Genomic DNA, 24,197 nt, shown 5'->3' with positions numbered 1-24,197 from the left:
CACGACTACTTCGTTGCGATAATCCACGCTATGCTGCAAGGGTTGTTTCGATTTTCAGGATAATCTATGCATCGTTCAGGTTTGACAGAGCTGGAAGTGGTGATGGCGGTGGTACGACGCGACAGCTTTCGCGGTGCCGCCCAGGAACTGGGCATGTCTGCCACGGCGGTGAGTAACGCCATCGCCGGGCTGGAGAGCCGCCTCGAGACGCGTCTTTTTAACCGCACTACCCGCAGCGTGGCGCTCACCGACGCCGGGCAGCGTTATGTGGCGCGCATCGGTCCGGCGCTGCAGGAAATTCGTCAGGCCGGGGAAGAGATCCACAGCGACACCGGTGAACCCGCAGGCACCCTGCGCCTGAACGTGCCGAACAATATTGGCTCCCTGTTTCTGGACCAGCTGCTGATCGACTTTATGATCCGCTACCCGAAAATGCGCGTGGAAACGGTGAGCGAGGCGCGAATGATCGATATCGTCGCCGAAGGCTACGACGCCGGGATCCGCCTTGAAGAAGCAGTGCCGCAGGACATGATCGCCGTACCGCTGACCGGAGAGATCCGCCAGCTCGTGACCGCCACACCGGACTATTTTGCCCGCCACGGTATACCGCAAACGCCGGAGGATCTGCTGTTGCATCAGGGGATCGGGATGCGCATGGCCCACGGTGGGATCTACCGCTGGGAGCTGGCCCGTCGGGGAGTCCAGTATGCGCTGGCCGTGCCGCCGCGTTTTGCGACATCCGATCTTTTTGCCTCGATCCGCGCGGTCAAAGCGGGGCTGGGGATTGGCTTTTTACCGGAACTCTATATCCGTGATGAGCTGAAAAGCGGGGAACTGGTGAGCGTGTTAAACGACTGGACGCAGCCGTTTGCCGGGCTGCGTCTTTACTATCCAGGCCATCGCCACGTCCCGCCAGGGTTGCGGGCGCTGGTGGCGATGATCCGCGAGCGCGGGATTATTCCAGGTTAGCCTTGTTCAGTCCGTAAGCTGCGTCCAGCGAGCCGGGGGCCATGCGCGAGGTAATGCCTAAACGGTTCCAGGCGTTGATCGCCACGATGGCGAAGTTCAGCTCTGAAATCTCCACGTCAGAAAAGTGTTCCGCCACGCTGCGGTACAACGCGTCGCTCACCCCGTGAACGCCAATCTGGGTCAACGCTTCGGCGAAGGCCAGCGCCGCTTTCTCGCGAGCGCTGAACAGCGGAGATTCGCGCCAGGCCGCCAGGTGGTAAAGGCGCAGTTCGCGCTCCCCGGCAATTTTGGCCTCTTTGGAGTGCATATCCAGACAGAAGGTACAGCCGTTCAGCTGGGAAACGCGAATGTCGATCAGGTGCTTCAGCGCCGGGTCGATAGAGGTTTTCGCCACTTCCATGCTCAGGGCGGACAGCGCGTTGGCAAGGGCTGGAGTGACTTTATGGTGGTTTACGCGAGTGCTCATTGTCTTTCCTCTTATTTACACGGTATGTGTCATGCGATGAGGACAATCTACGCGGGTCATGACATAGTAAAAAGATACAAAAACCATAAAATGAGGTAGGACATGAAGCCGGGCTATCACGACATTTACACTCGCTATCGCGACAACATTACGCGCGGCGTGCTGAAGCCTGGCGATAAGGTGCCCGCCATTCGCGTACTGGCCGAAGAGCTCAAGGTGGCGCGCAAAACCGTCGAAACGGCGTATGCTATTTTAATCGGCGAAGGGTACCTGGTGAGCCAGGGCGCGCGCGGCACGCGGGTCAATCCCGATCTCTTGCTGCCCGCGACGCCGGCTCCAGCGGATCACACCACCGGTACACTCCCGGCATCGCTTATCAGCCAGCGTGAACGAGCGGGTTTTCTGCGCCCCGGCATTCCCTCCCTCGACAGCTTCCCCTATAAAAAATGGTTACTGCTGGCAGGCCAGGCAACGCGCTCGATGCGCCCGGAAGAGATGCTCAACCCGCCGGTGCTGGGCTGGTATCCCCTGCGCCAGGCTATCGCCCGCTATCTGAATATCTCCCGCGGGCTCTCGTGTACCGCCGAACAGGTGTTGATCACCAGCGGCTACAGCGGCAGTCTGCGCCTGATCCTCGATACGCTCGCCAGCCGCAGCGACAAAGTGGTGTTTGAAGATCCGGGCTATTTCATGGGCCAGCAGTTGCTTAAGCGGATTGTGCCACGTCTGCACACCGTGCCGGTCGATCGCTGCGGCATCGACACGGAGTATCTGTTGCATCATCACCGCGACGCCCGTTTTGCTATCGTGACGCCCTCTCACCAAAGCCCCCTGGCGGTAACGCTCTCTCTGCCGCGTAAACAGCAGCTTCTCGACTGGGCGAGCCAGAACGGGGCGTGGATTATTGAAGATGATTACGACGGAGAATTTCACTATACCCGCAAGGTGCTGCCGTCGCTGAAAAGCCTCGATCGCCATGATCGGGTGATCTTTATGGGCACTTTCAGTAAAACCATTATGCCCTCCTTACGCATGGGCTACATCGTGATGCCCGCCAGCACGGTTGAGGCATTTACCGACTGTGCGGACATCGTTGCCAGCGGCCAGCCGGTATTGACGCAAAAAATCCTCACCACCTTTCTCAACGAGGGCCATTTTTTCCGTCATCTCAAGAAGATGCGCGCGCTGTACCAGACCCGCCGGGAGTGGATGATTGCCGCCCTGCGTGAGGTATATGGCGATCTGTTTTTCACCGAGCAAAACGACGGCGGAATGCATATCGTGGCGTTTCTGGCGAAAGGCAGCAACGATCGGGAGGTGGCGTGCTGCTGGCAAGCGCAGCAGCTGCAGGTGAATGCCCTTTCAGAGTGGTATCGCGGGTCGGGCAAACGCTACGGGCTGGTGATGGGCTATAACAACGTGCGGTCATATCAGGAGGCGGTGGATTTGCTGGAAAGACCGAAGCGGCAGACGCTTACGCTGTTGAGCTAAACATCGCCCGGTGGCGCTACGCTTACCGGGCCTACGGGATCGAGTAGGCCGGGTAAGGCGCAGCCGCCACCCGGCGGCGACGTGTCTCACACATCATACCGCGACAATCCAACGTCCTTGAGCTGCTCGTCGCTCATCTGGCTCAGAATGCGGCGGGTACGGTTGACGCGATACCAGTTACGCAGCGTTTTCGCTACCCACACAAACGCGATAAACGGACGTTTTGAACGATTTTCGTAGAATTCCATGATGCTCTCCTCACCGTGTCAGTGGGGCTATGATCGTGGAAAACGGCTTTAGCAATACAGACTCAAAAACAACTTTTGTTTAACATACAGATCCGCTAAAACGGTATCTGCATGCCGTTTTTTGCGGCAATCTGTACTGGTTTTGTAATCTGTATGGTGACAACAAAGGATACAGCATGACGCGCTACCAACATCTGGTCAATCTACTGGCAGAACGCATTGAACAAGGGCTGTATCGCAGCGGTGAACGTCTGCCGTCGGTACGCGCGCTGAGCCAGGAGCATGGCGTGAGCATCAGCACCATACAGCAGGCCTATCAGATCCTCGAAAACCTGCAGCTCATCACCCCCCAGCCGCGTTCCGGCTATTTTGTGTCTAAGCGCAAGGCCCAGCCACCGGTGCCGGCCATGACGCGCCCGGTGCAGCGCCCGGTGGACGTCACCCAGTGGGATGAGGTGATGATGCTGCTGGATGCCCGCGCCGACAAAGAGATGATCTCCTTTGGCGGCGGTTCGCCAGACGTTAACCAGCCGAGCCTGAAGCCCTTGTGGCGTGAGATGAGCCGCATCGCACAGCACAACCCCGCCGAAATGCTGAGCTATGACGTACTCGACGGCCGCCTTGAGCTGCGCGAGCAGATCGCCCGGCTGATGCTCGACGGGGGCTCCACCGTGGCGGCGAACGAGATTGTGATCACCAACGGCTGCCACGGCGCGCTCTCCATCGCCCTGCTGTCAGTCTGTAAACCAGGAGACATTGTGGCGGTGGAGTCGCCGTCGTTCCACGGCACCATGCAGATGCTGCGCGGGTTTGACATCAAGGCGATAGAAATTCCGACCGATTCGCAAACCGGGATCAGCATTGAGGCATTAGAGCTGGCGCTGGAGCAGTGGCCCATCAAAGCGGTCATCCTGGTGCCCAACTGCAATAATCCGCTTGGGTTTATCATGCCGGAGTCGCGTAAGAAGCAGGTGCTGGCCCTGGCCCAGCGGCACGATATCGTGATCGTCGAGGATGATATCTACGGCGAGCTGGCGGCGGAATACCCGCGCCCGCGGACCATTCACTCCATGGATATTGATGGCCGCGTGATCCTCTGCAGTTCGTTTACCAAAACCGTGGCGCCGGGGTTACGCGTCGGCTGGATTGTGCCGGGACGCTACTACGACCGGGTGATGCACATGAAATACGCCGCGGGCGGGTTTAACGTGCCGGGCACGCAGATGGCGGTGGCGGCGTTTATCCGCGACGGCCATTATCATCGCCACGTGCGCCGTATGCGCCAGATTTATCAGCAGAATATGGAAACCTATACCTGCTGGGTACGGCAATATTTTCCGGCAGACATATGCGTGACGCGCCCGCAGGGCAGTTTTTTGCTGTGGGTGGAGCTACCGGAGAAGGTCGACATGGTGTGCGTCAGCAAGCAGCTGTGCCGCCTGAAGATCCAGGCCGCGGCCGGGTCGCTGTTTTCCGCCTCCGGAAAGTACCGCAACTGCCTGCGGATTAACGTGGCATTACCGCCGACGGATAAGCATCGCGAGGCATTGAAGAAGATGGGTGAAGCGATTGTGATTGCGATGGAGGAGGGCTAGTGCGGCCTGATGCCCTCACCCCGGCCCTCTCCCACAGGGAGAGGGAGAAAACCGTACAGCACTACTCGTCGAAGTACCAGTACCCCTGGTTAATCAGCCCGGTGAGCTCCTCGACAAACGCCGGGTTGTTCAGCGCATCGCCCAGCTCGGCCTGGCCCAGCTCAGTGTAGCGGCACAGCGCGTCCGCCGCCTTCGCGTCGACTGTCTCGAGCTGTTCGCTGTTGATGAAGAAACTGCCGTTGATATTCAGCACGCGCAGGCCGCTCAGGCGAGACAATCTCTCTCCGCCCTGCAGCGCGTCCAGCACCTCATCGGGCGCATACGGCGGCTCGGCGGCGGCGATATCCAGCTCGTGACGCGGCGTGGAGACAAAGCTGCCGAACCATTTTGTGAAATCATCCGGCTTACCGATCATGTCGATCATCATCTGGCGAATGCGATCGAGCTCGTACTGCTCAATGCGCCCAGGGTGTTCGCGGCAGGTCAGATCCGGATCGCTGTAATGCTCCCCGCCCAGATCGTTTTCCAGCGCGTAATCGGCAAAGCTGCTGATCAGATCGCGGCCGTTTGGCCCCCGGAAACCCACAGAGTAGTTCAGCGCGGTTTCATGGGTGAAGCCGTCGTGCGGGAATCCTGGTGGAATGTAGAGAATATCGCCCGGCGCCAGATCTTCGTCGATGATCGGTTCAAACGGATCCACGTGCAGCAGCGCCGGATGTGGGCAGAACTGACGCATCGGCAGCTTGTCACCCACGCGCCAGCGACGGCTGCCCATCCCCTGAATGATGAACACATCGTACTGATCGATATGCGGGCCCACGCCGCCGCCCGGCACGGAGAAGGAGATCATGAGATCATCCAGACGCCAGTCCGGCAGCACGCGGAACGGGCGCACCAGCTCCGCCGCCGGCATGTGCCAGTGGTTCACCGCCTGCGCCAGCAGCGACCAGCCGGTTTCACCCAGGCCGTCAAAGTGCTCAAACGGACCATTGCTGGCCTGCCATTTGCCGTTGAAATGGCTCACCAGACGGCTATCGACCTCCGGCTCCATCGCCAGGCCAGCCAGCTCGTCCGGGGTAATCGGGTCGACAAAATTCGGGAAGGCATTTTTCAGCACAACGGGTTTTTTTTGCCAGTATTTCTCAAGAAATTCCGGCCAGTTCAGGTTCAGTTGATACGCCATGGATAGCACCAGTGAGAGGGGAAACAGGCGCGATTATAGGCAAGAAGGCAGAGGGGGAACTTGTCATGGGTCAAACCAGCACGCGTAGGTCGGGTAAGGCGTAGCCGCCACCCGACACGTACGCGGCGTTAAAAACTTAATCCAGCTTCAGATCGTCATAATGGGTAATCAGTTTACCCACAATGCCGTAATCCAGCGCTTCGGCCGGAGACATCCAGAAGTTGCGGTCGGTGTCTTTTTTCACTTTTTCCAGCGGCTGGCCGGTGGCATCAGCGATCAGCTTGTTCACGCGGTCCAGCATGCGGATGATCTCGCGCGCTTCAATCTCAATATCCGTCGCCTGACCGCGCACGCCGCCCAGCGGCTGGTGGATCATAAAGCGGGTGTTTGGCAGCGAGTAGCGATGCTCTTTTTTCGCCGCCAGGAAGATGGTGATCCCGGCGCTCGCCACCCAGCCGGTACCGATCACGTGTACATCCGGGCGGATGAACTTGATGAAGTCGTGAATGGTATCACCGGCTTCCACGTGACCGCCCTGGCTGTTGATGTACAGTTTGATCGGATCGTTGCTCACGCTTTGCAGCAGGATCAGCTGGGTGATGACTTTCTCTGCCAGCGCCTGGTTGATTTCACCGGAGATAACAATCGAGCGGGATTCCAGCAGCTTCTGCTGCAGTGCGCTCTGTGTCCCTTCCGCTTTATCCTTATCGCCGTCTTTCAGTGTGTAGTGCATTGTTATGTCCTCAGCATTTAGCGCTTAAAACCAGAGTGTAGCCTGTTTTACCCGTGAAAGTCCTCAGGCGCACACAATGCGAATGTCCTGGGCCGCAAACGCGTCGACAACGCCCTGTTCCAGCGCCTCTTCTACCACCAGCACATCAATGTCCTGGCACGTCGACACCACAAAGCGCGCCACACCGGGAAGTTTGTCTGCCGTCAGGGCCACGATGGTCTGGTTGCTCTGGGCGATAACCGCCTTTTTGAATTCGCAGTCGGCAAAGTCAAAGCCGGTGAGTCCCATCTGCGGATCCATCGCGCAGCCGCCAATAAAGGCCTGATCGAAGATAATGCCCTGGATCTGACCCGCGGCCGTGGCGCCCACCGACCCGCCGGATGCCCGCTGGATCTGACCGCCGGTGATGATCACCTCGCACAGGGGATGGCGCAGCAGTTCCGTGGCGATGGCCGGGGAGTTGGTCACCACCGTGACGTTGAGATCCGCCGGGAGCGCTTTCGCCAGCGCCAGGTTTGTTGTCCCCGCGTCGATAAAAATGCACCCGCCCGCCTGAACCAGCGTTGCTGCTTTCTGCGCGATTGTGTGCTTTTCTGCACTTATTTTCTGCTCGCGGCTTAAAAAATTACCCGCATCCGGAAGCTGAAGCACCGCGCCGCCGTAGACCTTTTTGCAATACCCCTCTTTGCTAAGTTCATGTAAATCACGGCGAATCGTGTGCTCGGATACGTTCATCTGGCTCGCCAGCTCGGTACAGACCACCCTTCCGCTCTTCTGAAGGATCTGGCGGATCCGCGCTTGTCGCTGTTCAGGAAAAGCTGCATAATCGAGCATTGAAAGTCCTTTAAAAATTCTAATCGAGTATCAATGCGCATAATGTTGCATAACCGCGCAACACAAACAACGAGGGTTACAATGAATATTGCACATGTCGCACTCTGGACCCGCAGCCTTAACGCCCAGGTTCAGTTCTGGGAAACGGTGTTTAATGGCCGCAGCAACGCACGCTACGTCAGTAAAAATCGTCCGGGTTTTGAATCCCATTTTATTACCCTTGACGAGGGGCCGACGATTGAGCTGATGACCATTCCGGACCTGCCCGACGCGCCCGCCCACCCGGAATTTATCGGCTGGGCGCATATCGCCATCAACGTCGGCGGAAAAGCACAGGTGGACAGCATGGCGGCACAGGCCAGGGCAAACGGCACGCTGCTTAGCGCCCCGCGGATGACCGGGGACGGCTTCTATGAAGCGGTAATTGCGGACCCGGACGGCAATCGCATTGAGCTTGTCGGTGCATAAAAACAGCGTTTCGTTCCTTCACCGCCCCTGCTCCGGCTCGCTATACTTCATATGGTTATCATATTGTTAAATGATAATGATATTTAATGTGTTAAGATGAAAGTCAGCATAAACAGTCTCTTACGTAACCGAAGGGACGGTTTGCATCCTCGACATTTAGATCAGCACCGGGGCGGTGAATGGAACACATTGTGTATGTGGTTGATGACGATGACGCCGTCAGGCAGTCCGTGACCGGGCTACTGGAATCGGCAGACCTGAACGCTATCGGCTTTTCATCGGCAGAAGCATTTCTTCAGCACCGCTTCGAGGATCTGCCTTCGTGCGTGATCCTCGATATGCAAATGCCCACCATCTCCGGTTTTGAGGTGGCTGATGCCCTCAGGGACAGCGGGCGTGAGATCCCGATTATTTTCCTCACCGGCCACGGCACCATCCCGATGTCGGTTCGCGCCATCAAAGGCGGGGCCTACGAGTTTCTGACCAAACCGGTTGAATCCGCCGCGCTTATCGACGCCATTGAATCCGCGCTCCGGCTGGCGGAAAACAACGCCGTGCGTAACAAAGAGCACTACGCCCTGAAGCAGCGCCATATGTCTCTTACCCCGCGCGAACATGAAGTGCTCCAGCTGGCGATAAGCGGCCTGCTGAACAAGCAGATCGCCGCCGAGCTTGGGGTAAGCGAAATCACGGTGAAAGTCCATCGCCGCCGCGTGATGGAGAAGATGCAGGTGCGCTCCGTGGCAGAGCTGGTCAGGGTTGTGGAACGCCTGAGCAAAAGTCTGCCAACGGAATAGCCGTTACCCTTCCTGTGCCGCAAGCGGCAGCGTAAAGGCAAAGACGGTGCCGTGCGGCTCCCGGCGGCGCGCGCTCAGTTTCCCGCAGTGCCGCTCAATGATGCTGGCGCTGATGGTCAGCCCCATCCCCATGCCCTGCGCTTTGGTGGAATAGAACGAGTCAAAAATCTTCTCCAGCCGCTCAGGCTCTATGCCGCTGCCGGTATCGGCTATCTCCACCAGCACTCTCCCTTCTGCATTGCTGGTGCTGATGGTGATGGTGCAAGAGCGATCTTTCACCTCGGCCATCGCCTCTACCGCGTTCATCACCAGGTTGAGCAGCACCTGCTGGATCTGCACGCTGTCGCCAGTGATAAAGCTATCCTGTGCCTGCAAAAGGTAATCGACGCTAATGTGTCGCTGCTCAAGCTCGCTGCGCGACAGCGCGATGATATGGTGGACCAGGTAGTGCAGATCGATGCGTGAGAAGGTCGGATCCTGCTTGCGCGTCAGGGACTGAATGCTGCGGATGATCTCCCCCGCCCGCGCCCCTTCAGCGGCGATCTCCTCCAGCCCTTCACGCACTTTATCCAGCCGGGCTGGCTCCCGGTTGAGCCAGCGCAGGCTCGCCCCGGCGTTGGAGACGATCGACATCAGCGGCTGGTTGATCTCATGGGCAATGGAAGAGGTCAATTGCCCGACGGTGGTCGCCCGGGAAACGCGCGCCAGATCCGCCTGCGCCACCCGCATCGCATCTTCCGCCGCCCGCTGGCTGGTAATGTCGGTGATGATGCCGTAATACTCGTTCACCTCGCTGCCCACGCCCACCGGATCGCCAATCCCGAGAATATAGCGGGTTGAGCCATCGGTACGGTTAATGCGGAACTCCGCCCGCATGGAGAGCCCTTCGCGTACGCTTTGGGTGACGATGGTACTGATCCGGGCGTAATCATCCTGATGCACAAAGGTCAAAAACTCCGCCATGGAGATCTTCTTTTGCTGTTCAGGCAGGCCGAGGATTCGGGCGTACTCCTCGGAGATAAACATCAGATCCTGCTCCAGCTCCCAGCGCCAGCTGCCGGTGTGGCTGATCTGCTCGCCCAGCATCAGCGAGGTCTGGCTGGATCGCAGCTCTTTCTCCACGCGACGACGCTGGATGTTTTCCGCAAGCAGCTCGGCATACAGGCGCGCCGTCTCCAGCGAGACCGCCGCCTGCGCCCCCAGCAGGCTCACCACGCGGGAGTGCTCGGCGGTAAAGACCTCCGGCATCAGGCGATTTTCCAGGTAGAGCACGCCCACCAGCCGCGCCTGTTTGAACATCGGGACGCACATCACGGCCGCCCCCGAGGTCACGAGATAAGGATCCTGGCTAAAGGGGTGGAACTCTTCCGGCTTGCCGGTGCGGATCTCCTGCCCGGTGCGGATCACCGCCGCCAGCACTGACAGCGGCATATCGGTCGCCATCGGGACCTCTTTCAGGATCCGCACCCGCACGCCGTCGGTACTGGTCCACGCGCTGGCCTCGATCTCCGGGATATGGTTGTCGCTCACGCGCAGCAGCAGACCGCGCTGCGCCCCGGCCCGTTCAAGCAGCAGCGTCATCAGGTTTTCGATTAACCGCTCAAGGTTAATTTCTTCAGACAGCGCGCGTGACGCCTTGATCACGCTTTGCAGATCGCGAATCACTTCATTCTGCGCGAAAGCCACCGTGTCGTACGCGCTGGCCTGGGCGGAGCTCAGAAGATGCGGGAAATCCTGCTCAAGCTGGCGCACTTTTGCCTGTGCACCGGCGCGGCCCCAGGCGGCGATCGCCCCGCGGAAGTGGGCGTCCGATGCGGTCGGGTAGCCGCAGGCAAGGGCAAAGCGCCCTGCCAGCTCGTGGGCCAGCGCGTTCAGCGGATTAAAACCGCCCTCCCGCGAGAGGCGCACCGCTTTCTCATACTGCTCAAGCGCAATGCTGTTCATCCCGTCCAGACGCACGATTTCGGCGTAAATCAGCGCCTCTTTGTCGGCAAACGTGCCCGGATTAATCCGCGCCCAGAGGGCGATTTTGTCGTAGTGGGCGTGAATGCTGCGACGGTGATTCGCCGAGAAGGTCTCCGGCGTCAGCTGTCTGGAAAGCGACAGGGCGCTGTAGAGATGGTAATCCAGCAGGTGAATGTGGCCTGGCGCAGACCATGCGAACCAGCCCGCCTGCTCCAGCTCCGCCTGCGCGGCGGCATACTCCCCGCAGGTAAAGTGCGCCATCCCACGGTACAGCCAGTACCAGAACAGCATGGTCGAGGTCTGCTCCGGGGCCTGCTCAGGTGCCGCTGGCAGCATCGCTTCAGGGAGTACCTGCGCGGCGCTCCAGGTGCCGATGACCGGCGTACGCAGAAACTCAACGTAGCCGCGCTGGAGCATCAAAATCGTTTCGATGTCCTGGAAGTGGGTTTTACGGACAAAGGCCAGACCGCGATCGATGCTGGTCAGCACCCCGTCCAGATGATCGCCCCGCGAGAGGAAGTTGATCACCTGATGGCAGGCCGCAAAGCAGGCCACCGTCATATCACCGTGAGTGACGGCGGCGGTAAAGCAGGCTTTGGCGCACTCGATGGTGAATGACAGCGGCTGGGTCCAGACGCTGAGCTGATCGAGCGGCAGCAGGGTTTTGGCTTCAAAGGCATCGTAGCCGTGACGGTTTACCAGCTCGCGGGCCAGCGTGCCGTACTGGAAACCAAGGCGATACTCGGCGTAGCGTTGGCCAATCAATACGCCAAACCAGGCCATCGCCGTGGTGGAGGCGCCGGTGATACCGTGGTCGAGGGTCAGGTGCATCATGCGACAGAGCAACAAAAAGTGCAGGCGCGGACAGATAAAGCTGGCGCAAATGCTGGCGCTATACAGCAGGTTCATCACCGCTTCGGTTTGCGGGTTGTCCATCTGCGAGAGCTGGACAAAATACTGTTGCGGCGCCTCACCCACGCGGTTGCAAAAGTGTTTCCAGGCTTCGTCGCACTCGACGTCTTCCGGGTAGTGGCTGATCTGGATACCAAAAATCCCCAGCCAGCACAGCGCCGCCTCCAGCGCCAGACGGCTGTCGGACTGGCGAATGTAGACTTCCACCAGCAGGTTAGCCGCCAGCGCTTTTTCAGTCAGCCCGCCGGGGCAGCCGAGGATCGCGTCACACAGCTCGCGGGTTCGCTCCAGGTGGCCGAGCGCAAATTCACAGCCCGCCTCTTCGATGTCGAGCATAAAGTCAGACACCGCCCCGGCATTGCCCAGCGCTCTGGCGGTCTGAATGTAGCTCAGGGCCGAATGATAATCGCCGGTGCGCTTCGCCCGCCGTGCGGCCAGCAGGCTGAGCTCGCGGAACATCTGGCGCTGCGGCGCGGGCTGAATGCTATCCAGCGCGGCCGTCACGTGGTGCACGGCGCGGAACAGCAGTTCGTTCCCCGCCGCCTGACGCGCGGCCTCGGCCAGCAGGCTGGCGGTGGTCAGGTGCAGGTGGCTCCTCTCACGCTGATCCAGCAGTGCGAAAGCAGCCTCCTGCACCCTGTCGTGGGTAAAGGCATACGCTTTTTCCGTCAGCACAATCAGCTGCGCCATCACCGCCGGGTGCAGCGCATAACGGATTTCCGCCACCGACATCCCGACCACGCGGCACAGCATCTCCAGCTCGCCCGTGCCGCCAAGACAGGCAATGCTGCCCAGCAGACGACGCGTCTCGTCGGGCATCTCTTCGAGCTTTTCCAGCACCAGGGTGACGACGTTTTCAGTGTAATGCCGGGCGCGGATCGCCTGCAGATCGTACTGCCATTTGTCCTGATACTTGTTATGCACCACCAGCCCGTCATCAACAATGCGGCGGAAAAACTCATGCACGAACAGCGGGTTGCCGCCGGTTTTCTCGTGGATAAGCGTGGCGAGGTCGGTTGTTGTGGCGCTGCGCACGCGAAACAGCGTGCCCAGCCAGCGTGCTACCGCCTTCACCGTCAGCGGCTGCGGGATAATCTCGATGGCGTGTTGCGCCGACGCCGGCAGGCTCGCGAGCTGCTGCTGTAACGCGGGATCGGACAACGAGGCGATGTCCCGGTGCGCCACCACCAGCAATAGCGGAATGGCACCGCAGGTCGCCAGCAGGTGCTTCAACGTTTGCAGGCTGGCGGCGTCGCTCCACTGCAGATCGTCAAGCAGCAAGACCAGCGGACAGCCCTGCGAGGCAAAGGTTTTAACCAGCGCCAGCACCATATGGCTGAAGCGGGCCCGGGCATCAATGGAAAATGTATCTGCCGAGAAGCGAGGTTTACTCTCCAGCAGCAACCCCAGCTCGGGCACCAGGCTGACGGCCAGCTCTTCATATCCTTCCAGGGCGCGCGCGAGGCGGATTTTCCACTTCGCCACCTCTTCCGCAGGCAGCCCGAGCAGGTGCAGCGTCAGGGTGCGAAACGCCGAGCTTAATACGCCGTAGGGTAACGTCGGCGAAAACTGATCGACCTTGCCCACCGCCAGCAGCACCCTGCGCTGCTGCAACGTTTTTAACGCCGTGGCGATAATCGAGGATTTACCGATCCCCGACGGCCCGCCGATCGTCACCAGCTCCGGCACAATGTTTTGCCCCACCCGCTCAAACGCGGCGATGACGTCGTTTGCCTGCGGATGCGCCGCAAACAGGGAGTCCGCCAGATGGATCGCCGGCGTCCGGTCCTGCTGGCCGGGCGTAAAGGCGACGATCTCGCCTTCGGAGGTTAACGTCGCCTGACAGCGTCGAAGATCGGCAATCAGCCCGTCGACGGTCTGGTAGCGGTTATCGGGTTGCTTCTCCAGCAGCTTGAGAATGATGGTCGACAGCATGTCGGGCACATCCGGGCGCAACACGGCGGGAGAGAGCGGCTCAGAGGCAATGTGATAATGCGCCCAGTTGGTCTGCTCGCTCTCGCCCAGATCAAACGGCAGGCGTCCGGTCAGGAGCTCATAAAGCACAATGCCGAGGCTGTAGAGATCGCTGCGGCAATCGACGGCCCGCTGTGTGCGGGTGGTGTGCTCCGGGGACATATAGGCGGGCGTACCGCCAGAGACGGCCAGCCGTGTCTGGGAAAAGGCCCCGGAGATACTGCATGACAGGCCAAAGCTGCCCAGACGGCAGGTTGAATCGTGATGAACAAAGATATTGCCGGGCTTGATATCGCCGTGGATCAGGTTCTGCAGATGCATCTGACGCAGCGGCGTGCAGATCTGGATCGCCAGCTCGATAAACCGGGCGATCCCCGAGATCGCCCTGCCCGCGCGTCGCGCCAGCAGCTCAAACGAAAATGGCGCGTACACCAGTGCAAAACGCCCCCGGTACTGGGTGGAGGCCACGGCGCGAATGGCCCAGCTGTCCTGAAGGTGATCGCGCAACGCAAACTCATTTTTGAGCAGCCGGGTGGCCCGCTCTTCCTCTTCGTCGCTGACCGCGGTGGCAATGATAAAGGAGCCGCCAGAATGGGGATGTCGGGCGTTCATCCAGGAGATCCCGCCCTCCTGCGCCAGCACGGTAAAAATGACATCCTCTTTAAGGACAAAAACCCGCCCATCATGGAGATTTCCCTGGGCGGGCCAGAATGCAGGCAGCTCGTTTTCGTTCATCCGCGATCCTTATTGTCGGCGGGCCAGCTCCCGCTGAATATGATCCAGCAGAATATCGATGTTAATAGGCTTACGCAAAAATGCAGCGGCGCCCAAATCAAGAGCGTACCGCTGCATATTTTCATCAGCATGACCGGAGATAAAGAGTACGGGGGGAGGCGGGGCAGCCAACAGCCGCAGCTTTTCAAACAGCTCCAGGCCGTTCATGCCCCGCAGCTTGATATCGGTGATCACCAGCGCCGCGCCGGACAGGGCGAACGGGTGGCTCAGAAACACCTCTGCCGAATCAAACGTGTCGGTCGCATACCCTTCCGACTCCAGGAGGTTACTCAGCCCGCTGCGGACAGAACGTTCGTCATCAATGATGGCAATGCGCCACGGCAGCGTCATGCTGTTATTCCTCAAAAAATCATTAAACGTCGCGGTTTTCCTTCACGGGCGCGGGAGGCGCCGTGCCGCTGATTTTCGGCACACACTCGTGACGAAACCAGGCCAGAGTCAGCGGTTCGCGATTCAGTATGCGACGTCCCACCGGGATCAGCTGTTCGCCCACCAGCATACCAAACAGGCCAAGCAGGGCGACAACCGGCGGTGCCGGAGAGTGGACGTTGAGCAGAGCGTAAATTACCCCAGCCAGCACGCCGCACACCAGCGAAATTATCCAGGCCTTCATGATGACTCTCCTGCCGGATGGTGAACCACTGCCGGAACGCTCACCACGCTGTCGCGGGCTAACAGATGGCGCGTCGCCTGCTCCCCGGCCAGCATCCCCAGCAGGCCAATCAGCGCCAGCGCGGGCGGCGCGGGGGAGCGTACCTTCAGCGCGGCATACATCAGGCCGATCAACACGCCTGCCGCAAGGGATATCAACCCTGTACTCATAGAGAACTCCAGAAAGCAGTCAGTGGCAGGCCGGATGAGGGACCAGCCTGCCGCCGGGACTTAGCGGGCCGGGACCGGCGCTAAGGTACGGTGCTCGCTCTTCTGGCGAGACGGCGCTTTGTGCACCATGGTGTAAGCGTAATCCACGCCCATGCCGTACGCGCCGGAGTGCTCGCGCACGATATCCATCACCGCGGTGTAGGTCTCTTTACGCGCCCAGTCGCGCTGCCACTCCAGCATCACCTGCTGCCAGGTCACCGGGATCACGCCCGCCTGGATCATGCGCTGCATGGCAAAGTCGTGGGCTTCTTTGGTGGTACCGCCAGACGCGTCCGCCACCATATAAATTTCGTAGTCACCTTCCAGCATTGCGCACAGGGCAAAGCTGTTGTTGCACACTTCGGTCCACAGACCGGCAACCACCACCTTCTTCTTGCCGTTGGCTTTCAGCGCGTCGCGCACCTTCTGGTCATCCCAGGAGTTCATGGAGGTACGCTCCAGAATGTCCTGGCCCGGGAACACGTCCAGCAGCTCCGGGTAGGTGTTACCGGAGAAGCTTTCAGTCTCTACGGTGGTGATGATGGTCGGGATGTTGAACACTTTGGCCGCTTTCGCCAGCGCCACGGTGTTGTTTTTCAGCACCTGGCGGTCAATAGACTGCACGCCAAACGCCATCTGTGGCTGGTGGTCGATGAAAATAATCTGACAGTTCGCAGGGGTTAATACTTCGAGCTTTGAAGAGGTCATAGCATTTTCCAGTGGTTAAGGGTGAAATCGCCGTGAGTGCCACGCCGATAAAGTCGCCCCCATCCTGCGGCCTTCTGCGCCTGTGCGTAATTATCTCTTCGTATAGTTAACCTTAGGTATAGTTATACTTTGGTATACCTATCCTATTGTATAACTGGATCTTTGCCGAAACCGGTTCCCATAATCCTGACCATTCCCCTCTCAGTCAGGAGCAGTTATGGTTACCCTTGGAAAAGCCGATCTCATTCTGGTTAACGGCCAGTTTCACACCGTCGATCGCGAGAATCCTGTGGCGGAAGCCGTCGCCGTGCGCGACGGAAAATTTCTGGAAGTGGGTACCGTCGCCGAGGTGATGCAACACCACTGCGACGGCACTAAAGTGGTGGATTTAAAAGGCCACACCGCCATCCCCGGCCTGAACGACTCCCACCTGCACCTCATTCGCGGCGGGCTGAACTACAACCTCGAGCTGCGCTGGGAAGGCGTGCCGTCTCTGGCCGATGCCCTGCGGATGCTGAAAGAACAAGCCCTGCGCACGCCATCGCCACAGTGGGTGCGCGTGGTGGGCGGCTGGAGCGAGTTCCAGTTTGCCGAACGCCGCATGCCAACCCTGGATGAAATTAACGACGCCGCGCCGGATACCCCGGTCTTTATCCTGCACCTCTACGACCGCGCCCTGCTCAACCGCGCCGCGCTGAAGGTGGTTGGCTACACCAAAGACACGCCAAACCCGCCGGGCGGCGAGATCCAGCGCGACGCCAACGGCAACCCGACCGGGATGCTGATCGCCCGTCCGAACGCCATGATCCTCTACGCCACGCTGGCCAAAGGGCCGAAGCTGCCGCTGGAGCAGCAGGTTAACTCCACCCGCCAGTTTATGCGCGAGCTGAACCGTCTGGGGCTGACCAGCGCCATCGACGCGGGCGGCGGCTTCCAGAACTACCCGGAAGATTACGAGGTGATTGCCGAGCTGCACGAGAAAAAGCAGATGACCGTCCGCATCGCCTACAACCTCTTTACCCAGCGTCCGGGCCACGAGCTGGAAGACTTTGAAAAATGGACCGACATGCTCACGCCGGGCCAGGGCAGCGACTTCTTCCGCCATAACGGCGCGGGCGAGATGCTGGTCTTCTCCGCCGCCGATTTTGAAGATTTTCTCGAACCACGCCCTGACCTCGCACCGGGTATGGAGGATGAGCTGGAGCGCGTGGTTCGCCATCTGGTAGAGCACCGCTGGCCGTTCCGCCTGCACGCCACCTACAACGAGTCCATCAGCCGCATGCTGGACGTGTTCGAAAAAGTTAACCGCGATATTCCGTTTAACGGCCTGCACTGGTTCTTCGACCATGCGGAGACTGTCACCCAGGCCAACATCGACCGCATCAAAGCGCTCGGCGGCGGCATTGCCGTGCAGCACCGTATGGCCTTCCAGGGCGAATACTTTGCCGAGCGTTATGGCATTGAAGCCACCCGCCATACGCCACCGGTGGCAAAAATGCTGGAGACCGGCGTACCGGTGGGCTTAGGCACCGATGCCACCCGCGTGGCGAGCTACAACCCGTGGACCGCCCTCTACTGGCTGGTCTCTGGCCGTACCGTCGGCGGGATGCAGATGTACGATCACAGCGCCCGTCTGGATCGCGACACCGCCCTGATGCTCTGGACCCAGGGCAGCGCATGGTTCTCCAGCGAACAAAACCAGAAGGGGCAGATCAAAGTTGGCCAGCTCGCCGACCTGGCGGTGCTGAGCAAAGACTACTTCCGCGTGCCGGAAGAGGAGATCAAGGGCATCGAATCCGTCCTGACGGTGGTCAACGGCGATATCGTCTACGCCGCAGGCAGCTTTGGCCCGCTGGCCCCGCCTGCCATTCCGGTCCTGCCTGAGTGGTCCCCGGTGGTGAAGGTGCCGGGCCACTACCGCAGCGCGCCGCCGCAGGCCACACGCGTGGGTATGAACGCCGTCCACCACTGCAGCGGCCCGTGCGGGGTGCACAGCCACCAGCATGATTTTGCCCGCACGTCAGAGATACCGGTGTCGGACGATAACGCATTCTGGGGGGCGCTGGGCTGCAGCTGCTTTGCATTCTGATGAAAAACACCTTTGCTCCGCCCCGGGTCGAACTGGGGCTGTTTTTCCTGCGTCTGACCGGCAGCCTGTTGTTGCTGTACGTGCACGGCCTGCCGAAGGTGCTGCACTTCAGCGAAGAGCTGACGCGCATTGAAGATCCGTTCGGCTTCGGGCCCTGGGCGAGCCTGATCCCGGCGATTGTCGCCGAGGTGATCTGTCCGCTGTTTATCATTGCGGGCGTCTACACCCGCCTGGCGTGCCTGCCGATTATCGCCGTGCTGCTGGTGGCGATGCTGGCGGTACACCCGAACTGGTCGATTGCCGAAGGGCAGTTTGGCTGGCTGCTGCTGATTATCTTCACCACCCTTGCCCTGACCGGGCCGGGCCAGTGGCGGCTGCAGCGTAAGGTAACGGAGAAATTTGCATGACCCAGGTTAACGACGTTCGTGACGCCCACGTCGAGACGACGCCCGCACCGACGGTTTCGCCCTGGCAGCCGCTGAGCCAGCCGGTGTTCCGCATGCTGTGGATCGCCACGGTGGTCTCTAACGTCGGCTCATGGATGAGCGACGTCGGTATTAACTGGAGCATGCTGAGCCTGAGCGCCGATCCGCTGGATATCGCGCTGGTACAGGCGGCCAGCAGCCTGCCGATGTTCCTCTTCGCCCTGCCGTCCGGGGTGATGGCGGACATCGTCGACCGACGTAAATACCTGCTCTTCTCCCAGCTGTGGGTGTTCATCGCCGCCGCCGGGCTGGCGGTGCTCTCCTTCACCGGCCACGTCACGCCTGCGGTTCTGCTGGTGACGACGTTTCTGCTGAGCGTGGGGGCGGCGATGAGCTCGCCGCCGTTCCAGGCGGTGGTGCCCGACCTGGTGAGCAAGCCGGAGCTGGGTGCCGCCGTGGCGCTCAACTCGCTCGGGGTGAACATCAGCCGGGCGATTGGCCCTGCGCTGGGCGGTTTTCTGCTGTCACTGGCCGGGCCATGGATGGTGTTTGCCCTGAACGCGCTCTCCGTGGTCGGCGTGGCGTGGGTGCTGTGGCGCTGGCGTCCCGCACCGACAGTGCAGCGTCTGCCGCCGGAGCACTTCTTCTCGGCGGTGCGCTCTGGCATCCGTTACGTGCACGCCGCGCCGGTGCTGCGCAACGTGCTGGTGCGCACGGTGGCCTTCTTCGTTTTTGGCAGCGCGGGCTGGGCCCTGCTGCCGCTGGTGGCGCGCCGCGAGCTGGGCTTAGGCCCGGCAGGCTACGGCGTGATGCTGGCCTGCATTGGCCTGGGGGCGATCGCCGGGGCCATCCTGCTGCCGCGACTGCGCCAGCGGCTGAACGCCGACCGCCTGATGGTGGCCGCCAGCCTGACGTTTGCTCTTACCATGCTGGCGCTGGCGTTCGTGCGCCACTTCTGGCTGCTGAACCTGTTTGAGTTCTTCACCGGCTTCGCGTGGATTGCGGTGCTCTCTACCCTCAACCTCGGCGCGCAGCGCAGTGCGGCACGCTGGGTGAAAGCCCGCGCGCTGGCGGTTTATCTGACGGTGTTCTTCGGCTCGATGACCGCCGGCAGCGCCCTCTGGGGACAGATCGCTTCGCAGTTTGGCACCCCGACTTCGCTGGTGGTCGCCACGCTGGGAATGGTGCTGGCGAGCGCGACGGTGTTCCGCTGGAAGCTGGAGAAAGATCCTGATTTAAATCTCGACCTCAGCGGCCAGCCGCTGGACGGCATCGAGATCGACCTGCCGAACGAGCGCGGCCCGGTGCTGGTGTCGCACGAGTACATCATCGACCCGCACAACGCGAAAGCGTTTTTGCAGGCAGTGCACGAGCTGCGCCGGGTGCGCCGCCGCGCCGGAGCGATGAGCTGGGCGGTGTACGAGGATATCGAACGCCCCGGACTGTTTATCGAGACCTTCCTGATGGGCTCCTGGATTGAGCATCTGCGCCAGCAGGAGCGCCACACCATGAATGACCTCCTGCTGCAGAGCCGCGTTCTGGCTTTTCATCAGGGCACAACATCGCCGGCTATTCGCTACCTGGTCGCGCCGGTATAACCATAACCATCACCTGTACAGGAACACACTATGGCAACGTTTAAGGCAAAAGACGGCACGCAGATTTACTACAAAGACTGCGGCGCGGGTAAACCGGTTCTCTTCAGCCACGGCTGGCCGCTGGACGGCGACATGTGGGACAGCCAGCTGAACTATCTGGCCGAGCGCGGCTTCCGCGCCATCGCCTTTGACCGTCGCGGTTTTGGCCGCTCGGATCAGCCGTGGAACGGCTACGACTACGACACCTTTGCGTCCGATATCAACGACCTGATTATCACCCTGGACTTGCAGGACGTGACGCTGGTGGGCTTCTCCATGGGCGGCGGCGATGTGACCCGCTACATCAATAACTACGGCAGCGCACGCGTGGCCGGTCTGGCGCTGCTGGGCGCGGTCACGCCGATCTTCGGTAAATCGGATACCTTCCCGCAGGGTGTGGATCAGAGAGTGTTCGACGGCATTCGCGACGGCCTGCGTAAAGATCGCGCCCAGTTCATTAGCGACTTCGCCACCCCGTTCTACGGCATCAATGCCGGGCAGACCGTCTCTGCCGGTGCCCTGACCCAGACGCTGAACATCGCCCTGCTGGCGTCACTGAAGGGCACCATCGACTGCGTGACCGCGTTCGGCGAAACCGACTTCCGCCCGGATATGGCGAAAATCGACGTGCCGACGCTGGTGATCCACGGCAGCAACGACCAGATCGTGCCGTTTGAAAGCACCGGCAAGCTGGCGGCGGAGATGATCAAAAACGCCACGCTGAAGGTGTACGACAACGCGCCGCACGGCTTCGCGCTGACCCACCAGGACCAGCTCAACGAAGATCTGCTGGCGTTTGTGAAGTCGCTGTAAGATGGTCTGAGGGCATGTCGTTCCGGCATGCCCTTATAGACCACTGTTTTAGGTAGTTATTCACTAAGGCTTACAATCCCGTAAAATTCAGTCGCCAGGTTACAGAAGCATGAAATTTTACTGGAGAGCATATGGACGCAGTTGAGCAAGACGTCAGATTCGCATGGGCAGACTTTTATCAGACATTTGCCTCTCAGCTACTGACCTGGCGAAATCGAAGAGAGGAGTTGGTGGCGGGCATTCACCGCATTGCTGCTGAGATTGGCAGTATGTCACACCTGCAAGACAAGCCCGCTAATGGCGCTTCCCATCCTTTGAAAGACATTTGTCCTTTTACCACTATGGGCTTGTTTAATCGCTCACTTACCGTTACCAACCGAAGAAATATCGCAGCCAGCCTGGCAAAACTGATAGGCGTTCGCGAACCGGTTCCTGAATCGTTCGACGGTATTCCGCTGCTGAACAATCAAAAGTCATGGTTCTTTGGCTATGAGAAATCACGCAAGCCAGAAGACATCGATACGCTGTGGGAAATGTTTTCTCAGGCAATCTCCTTCGCCGACACCCCAAACGCCGATCCCACAGACTTCCTCTTTTCTTATGACGCCGCATCTAACGTGCGCAATGTTGGCTGGAACCTGACGATGGGATTGTACTGGCTACGCCCTTGGTTCTACCCTACGCTGGATAGCCAGTCTCAGTACTACATTCAGAAAGTCCTGAATATTAAAATCATTAAAAAAGGTGCCAAAGGGCGCTGCAGTGGACACAACTATCAGACCGTAGCGCTGGCGCTCAAAAAAGCCTTTACCCAGCCAAACTATCCGGTTCACTCCTTCCCTGAACTCTCCCTGGCGGCATGGAATATCGATTTACATCAGTCAAATGATGAGGTCGAGCGGCTGACATGGAAAGCGTATTTGCTTAATAAAATCAAACTACTGTGCCTGAAAAAAGACAGCCCATATTTCTCCTTGAGGGAGTTAAAAGAGGCTTATCTGGATGAGATTAAGGCGGATTATCCCAATAACAATACGGTTGAATCGTCCATTTCATATTATCTGCAAAAACTACGTGATGATGATGAACTGGAGTTTCAGTCCCCCGGTCACTATGAATATCTCAACTTCGATAAAGGTGAATTGCAGAGCATCACCGAGGAAACGGTTGAAGAGAACGTGCCCGCTGAAATCCCTTACAAGCCTTACGCGATAAGCAATTTGATCGACGAGGGCTGCTTTTTAGAAGAGGATAAAATCCAACTCATCCTTCAGCGGTTACAGGCCAAAAAAAATCTGATCCTGCAGGGCCCGCCGGGAACCGGTAAAACCTGGCTTGCTCGCCGCCTGGCGTATTGCCTGATGGGCGAGGAAACCTCTAAGCGCATCAGCGCGGTGCAGTTCCACCCTACCCTCTCCTACGAAGATTTTATTCGCGGCTGGCGTCCTAATAATGAAGGACGTTTAGCACTGGTAGACGGGCCTTTTCTCCATGCGATAGACAGAGCAGTAAACGATCCGACAACTAAATACGTGGTCATCATTGAAGAGATTAACCGGGGCAATCCTGCGCAAATTTTCGGCGAAACTCTGACGCTGATGGAGGCGGATAAACGCACACCGAATGAGGCGCTTGAGCTCTCATACCGATCGGATATGGACGAAAAAACCTACATTCCTGAAAACCTGTACATCATCGGGACGATGAATATCGCTGACCGCTCGCTTGCCCTGCTAGACCTGGCATTACGGCGCCGCTTTGCGTTTATTGATCTTAAGCCCGAATTTAACGACGCGTGGAAAAAGTGGGTTAACCAACGGTTTAATGTGAGCCTGGAAACATTAGCCCTTATCGAATCCCAGTTAACCGCGTTAAATGAAAAATTATCCAGGGATGCGGCGCTAGGGCCACAGTTTTGTATCGGGCATAGCTATTTTACCCCACCCACGGGGTTGAAAATTGACGACGGGATGGCCTGGTACGAGCAGGTTGTCGAAACCGAAATCTGCCCTTTACTTGCTGAATACTGGTTCGATGCGCCGGAGAAAGTCCTGGATGCCAGAAAGGGACTTCTCAGCGTATGACCGATCTTGCTGAACGTGGCGATACGCAGGCTCGGGCAGCGGTATCGCGCATTCCTTTGCGCAACATCTGGCTATTGATGCTGTACGCCTCCAGTCTGTTTCGCCACCACGGGCGCAGCATGGTTGCCGCTGAAAACAACCCGGAGGAGATCCCGGCGCTGGTAGCCAGAATCTTGCTTCACGAAGTAGAACAGCGGCTGTTAAGGCAGTTAAGTATGGGATACCAAACACGCCGCGCCACGCTTAACAGGGTAAGAGGACGCATTGATGTTCTGCGTACAACCAGTCGACAATTGCTTGAGCGGGCACAGGTAGCATGTCAGTTTCAGGAAATGACGCTGGATACACCACGAAATCGCTATGTTCGCTCTGCGCTAGAGCATCTTGTTCCACTGCTCAGCGACGGCACGCTGGCTGCGCAATGTCGCGCAATGGCAGTCAATTTGCGTCGTAGAGGTATCGAGGGCGCAATGCCCAGCAAAGGTGAACTGCCGTCAATCACGCGCTTTGGTCGCCACGATGCGGCGGATAAAGCCATGGTCGATGCCTCGCAGCTGGCATTTGAATTATGGCTACCAACACAAACTGCGGGGCAAAAACTGTTGCCAACGCCGTCTGATGACCCTTACTGGATGCGTAAGCTGTTCGAGAAAAGTATGGCGGGTTTCTATGACGTCCATCTTCCCAAAAAAGACTGGACAGTCGCTGCCGGAAAAGAGTTGAAATGGAGATTAACGTCTCACAGTGCAGGGAGCGAAAGTATTTTCCCAACCATGAACTCGGACATCATTCTTGAGCACAAGCAACCTGCACAGCGCATCATCATCGACACTAAATTCAATAACATTCTGATTAAAGGCTGGTATCGCGATCAGAGCTTGCGCAGCGGTTATATCTACCAGATGTATACCTATCTGCGCACGCAGGAGAACCGAACAGACCCGCTATCTCTCCGTTCGGCTGGATTATTACTTCATCCAGCCGTCGACGTAATGCTCTCCGAATTCGTTGAGGTACAAGGGCATAAAATCCACTTTGCCACCGTTGATTTAGCAGCAGATGCCGTCACAATAACTCAGCAATTATTGAAATTAGCCCATGATTGCTGTGGGATAGCTGATGTGAATTAAGTTCTGAAGTGGACGCCTGC

The 24,197-nt window shown here is 58.9% G+C and carries 21 protein-coding genes; 11 read left to right on the top strand and 10 right to left on the bottom strand.

Annotated features, from left to right (window positions below; translation table 11 throughout):
• Positions 1–66 precede the first annotated feature (66 nt).
• On the top strand, positions 67–969 hold the full coding sequence (locus ACQG22_RS02885; protein ID WP_336340416.1) for a LysR family transcriptional regulator: 903 nt from the start codon (positions 67–69) through the stop codon (positions 967–969).
• Here ACQG22_RS02885 and ACQG22_RS02880 read toward each other — a convergent pair.
• Positions 956–1,435: a carboxymuconolactone decarboxylase family protein gene (locus ACQG22_RS02880; RefSeq protein ID WP_013095424.1), complete on the bottom strand. Its 480-nt coding sequence runs from the start codon at positions 1,433–1,435 to the stop codon at positions 956–958. The two genes, ACQG22_RS02885 and ACQG22_RS02880, sit on opposite strands and share 14 nt — an antisense overlap.
• Positions 1,436–1,537: 102 nt before the next feature.
• On the opposite strand from ACQG22_RS02880, the gene ACQG22_RS02875 reads away from it, so the two are divergent.
• Positions 1,538–2,926 (top strand): PLP-dependent aminotransferase family protein, encoded by a 1,389-nt coding sequence (locus ACQG22_RS02875; RefSeq protein ID WP_047023206.1) that lies wholly within the window; start codon positions 1,538–1,540, stop codon positions 2,924–2,926.
• An 86-nt stretch (positions 2,927–3,012) separates the two neighbouring features.
• Here the strand turns inward: ACQG22_RS02875 and ACQG22_RS02870 are convergent, their stop codons facing one another.
• Positions 3,013–3,174 (bottom strand): DUF1127 domain-containing protein, encoded by a 162-nt coding sequence (locus ACQG22_RS02870; protein ID WP_020687816.1) that lies wholly within the window; start codon positions 3,172–3,174, stop codon positions 3,013–3,015.
• Between the two features lie 176 nt (positions 3,175–3,350).
• Between ACQG22_RS02870 and ACQG22_RS02865 the strand changes: the two genes are divergently transcribed.
• Positions 3,351–4,769 carry a PLP-dependent aminotransferase family protein gene (locus ACQG22_RS02865; protein WP_369706829.1) on the top strand — a complete coding sequence of 473 codons (1,419 nt, stop codon included), beginning with the start codon at positions 3,351–3,353 and terminating at the stop codon, positions 4,767–4,769.
• A 61-nt stretch (positions 4,770–4,830) separates the two neighbouring features.
• On the opposite strand, the gene ACQG22_RS02860 is transcribed toward ACQG22_RS02865, so the two are convergent.
• From ACQG22_RS02860 to ACQG22_RS02850, 3 genes are all read right to left on the bottom strand, one after another.
• Positions 4,831–5,952 (bottom strand): cupin domain-containing protein, encoded by a 1,122-nt coding sequence (locus tag ACQG22_RS02860; protein WP_045902490.1) that lies wholly within the window; start codon positions 5,950–5,952, stop codon positions 4,831–4,833.
• A 136-nt stretch (positions 5,953–6,088) separates the two neighbouring features.
• Positions 6,089–6,685 (bottom strand): ATP-dependent Clp protease proteolytic subunit, encoded by a 597-nt coding sequence (locus ACQG22_RS02855; protein WP_013095419.1) that lies wholly within the window; start codon positions 6,683–6,685, stop codon positions 6,089–6,091.
• Between the two features lie 63 nt (positions 6,686–6,748).
• The gene (locus ACQG22_RS02850) at positions 6,749–7,519 is read right to left on the bottom strand and encodes a DeoR/GlpR family DNA-binding transcription regulator (RefSeq protein WP_038981735.1); all 771 of its coding nucleotides are present in this window, start codon (positions 7,517–7,519) and stop codon (positions 6,749–6,751) included.
• Positions 7,520–7,600: 81 nt separating this feature from the next.
• On the opposite strand from ACQG22_RS02850, the gene ACQG22_RS02845 reads away from it, so the two are divergent.
• Together ACQG22_RS02845 and ACQG22_RS02840 are read left to right on the top strand one after the other, a co-directional pair.
• The gene (locus ACQG22_RS02845; protein ID WP_029882203.1) at positions 7,601–7,987 is read left to right on the top strand and encodes a VOC family protein; all 387 of its coding nucleotides are present in this window, start codon (positions 7,601–7,603) and stop codon (positions 7,985–7,987) included.
• A gap of 179 nt (positions 7,988–8,166) precedes the next feature.
• Positions 8,167–8,784: a response regulator transcription factor gene (locus ACQG22_RS02840; protein WP_023620669.1), complete on the top strand. Its 618-nt coding sequence runs from the start codon at positions 8,167–8,169 to the stop codon at positions 8,782–8,784.
• A 3-nt stretch (positions 8,785–8,787) separates the two neighbouring features.
• On the opposite strand, the gene ACQG22_RS02835 is transcribed toward ACQG22_RS02840, so the two are convergent.
• Genes ACQG22_RS02835 through ACQG22_RS02815 form a run of 5 tightly spaced genes read right to left on the bottom strand, consistent with a single transcriptional unit; the run spans position 8,788 to position 15,999 of the window.
• The gene (locus tag ACQG22_RS02835; protein WP_336340414.1) at positions 8,788–14,370 is read right to left on the bottom strand and encodes a trifunctional serine/threonine-protein kinase/ATP-binding protein/sensor histidine kinase; all 5,583 of its coding nucleotides are present in this window, start codon (positions 14,368–14,370) and stop codon (positions 8,788–8,790) included.
• 9 nt (positions 14,371–14,379) lie between these two features.
• A complete protein-coding gene (locus tag ACQG22_RS02830) occupies positions 14,380–14,760 on the bottom strand; it encodes a response regulator transcription factor (RefSeq protein ID WP_013095414.1) in 381 nt (126 codons plus the stop codon).
• Between the two features lie 22 nt (positions 14,761–14,782).
• Positions 14,783–15,043, bottom strand: a complete 261-nt coding sequence (locus ACQG22_RS02825) for a XapX domain-containing protein (protein WP_013095413.1) — start codon at positions 15,041–15,043, stop codon at positions 14,783–14,785.
• On the bottom strand, positions 15,040–15,252 hold the full coding sequence (locus ACQG22_RS02820) for a DUF1427 family protein (RefSeq protein WP_013095412.1): 213 nt from the start codon (positions 15,250–15,252) through the stop codon (positions 15,040–15,042). The genes ACQG22_RS02825 and ACQG22_RS02820 overlap by 4 nt, the downstream gene beginning before the upstream one ends.
• A 60-nt stretch (positions 15,253–15,312) precedes the next feature.
• Complete coding sequence (locus ACQG22_RS02815; RefSeq protein ID WP_013095411.1) at positions 15,313–15,999, bottom strand: hydrolase; 687 nt, start codon at positions 15,997–15,999, stop codon at positions 15,313–15,315.
• Positions 16,000–16,216: 217 nt separating this feature from the next.
• Here ACQG22_RS02815 and ACQG22_RS02810 point away from each other — a divergent pair, with 217 nt between their 5' ends.
• The 6 genes from ACQG22_RS02810 to mcrC all read left to right on the top strand — a co-directional run bounded on the left by ACQG22_RS02810 (position 16,217) and on the right by mcrC (position 24,177).
• Positions 16,217–18,088, top strand: coding sequence for an amidohydrolase (locus ACQG22_RS02810; protein ID WP_038418608.1), 1,872 nt, complete (start codon positions 16,217–16,219; stop codon positions 18,086–18,088).
• Positions 18,088–18,495 carry a DoxX family protein gene (locus tag ACQG22_RS02805; protein ID WP_335261709.1) on the top strand — a complete coding sequence of 136 codons (408 nt, stop codon included), beginning with the start codon at positions 18,088–18,090 and terminating at the stop codon, positions 18,493–18,495. The genes ACQG22_RS02810 and ACQG22_RS02805 overlap by 1 nt, the downstream gene beginning before the upstream one ends.
• Positions 18,492–20,111 (top strand): MFS transporter, encoded by a 1,620-nt coding sequence (locus ACQG22_RS02800; protein ID WP_038981728.1) that lies wholly within the window; start codon positions 18,492–18,494, stop codon positions 20,109–20,111. Before ACQG22_RS02805 ends, ACQG22_RS02800 begins: the two co-directional genes overlap by 4 nt.
• A gap of 30 nt (positions 20,112–20,141) precedes the next feature.
• A complete protein-coding gene (locus ACQG22_RS02795; protein WP_336340413.1) occupies positions 20,142–20,963 on the top strand; it encodes an alpha/beta hydrolase in 822 nt (273 codons plus the stop codon).
• A 131-nt stretch (positions 20,964–21,094) separates the two neighbouring features.
• Positions 21,095–23,047 carry an AAA family ATPase gene (locus ACQG22_RS02790; protein ID WP_336340412.1) on the top strand — a complete coding sequence of 651 codons (1,953 nt, stop codon included), beginning with the start codon at positions 21,095–21,097 and terminating at the stop codon, positions 23,045–23,047.
• Positions 23,044–24,177, top strand: coding sequence for a 5-methylcytosine-specific restriction endonuclease system specificity protein McrC (gene mcrC, locus ACQG22_RS02785; protein ID WP_336340411.1), 1,134 nt, complete (start codon positions 23,044–23,046; stop codon positions 24,175–24,177). The genes ACQG22_RS02790 and mcrC overlap by 4 nt, the downstream gene beginning before the upstream one ends.
• Positions 24,178–24,197: the final 20 nt, after the last annotated feature.

This window comes from Enterobacter cloacae complex sp. 309I3 (assembly GCF_050031595.1).
Lineage (GTDB): Bacteria > Pseudomonadota > Gammaproteobacteria > Enterobacterales > Enterobacteriaceae > Enterobacter > Enterobacter cloacae.
This window is presented reverse-complemented; position numbering and strand designations above follow the sequence as displayed.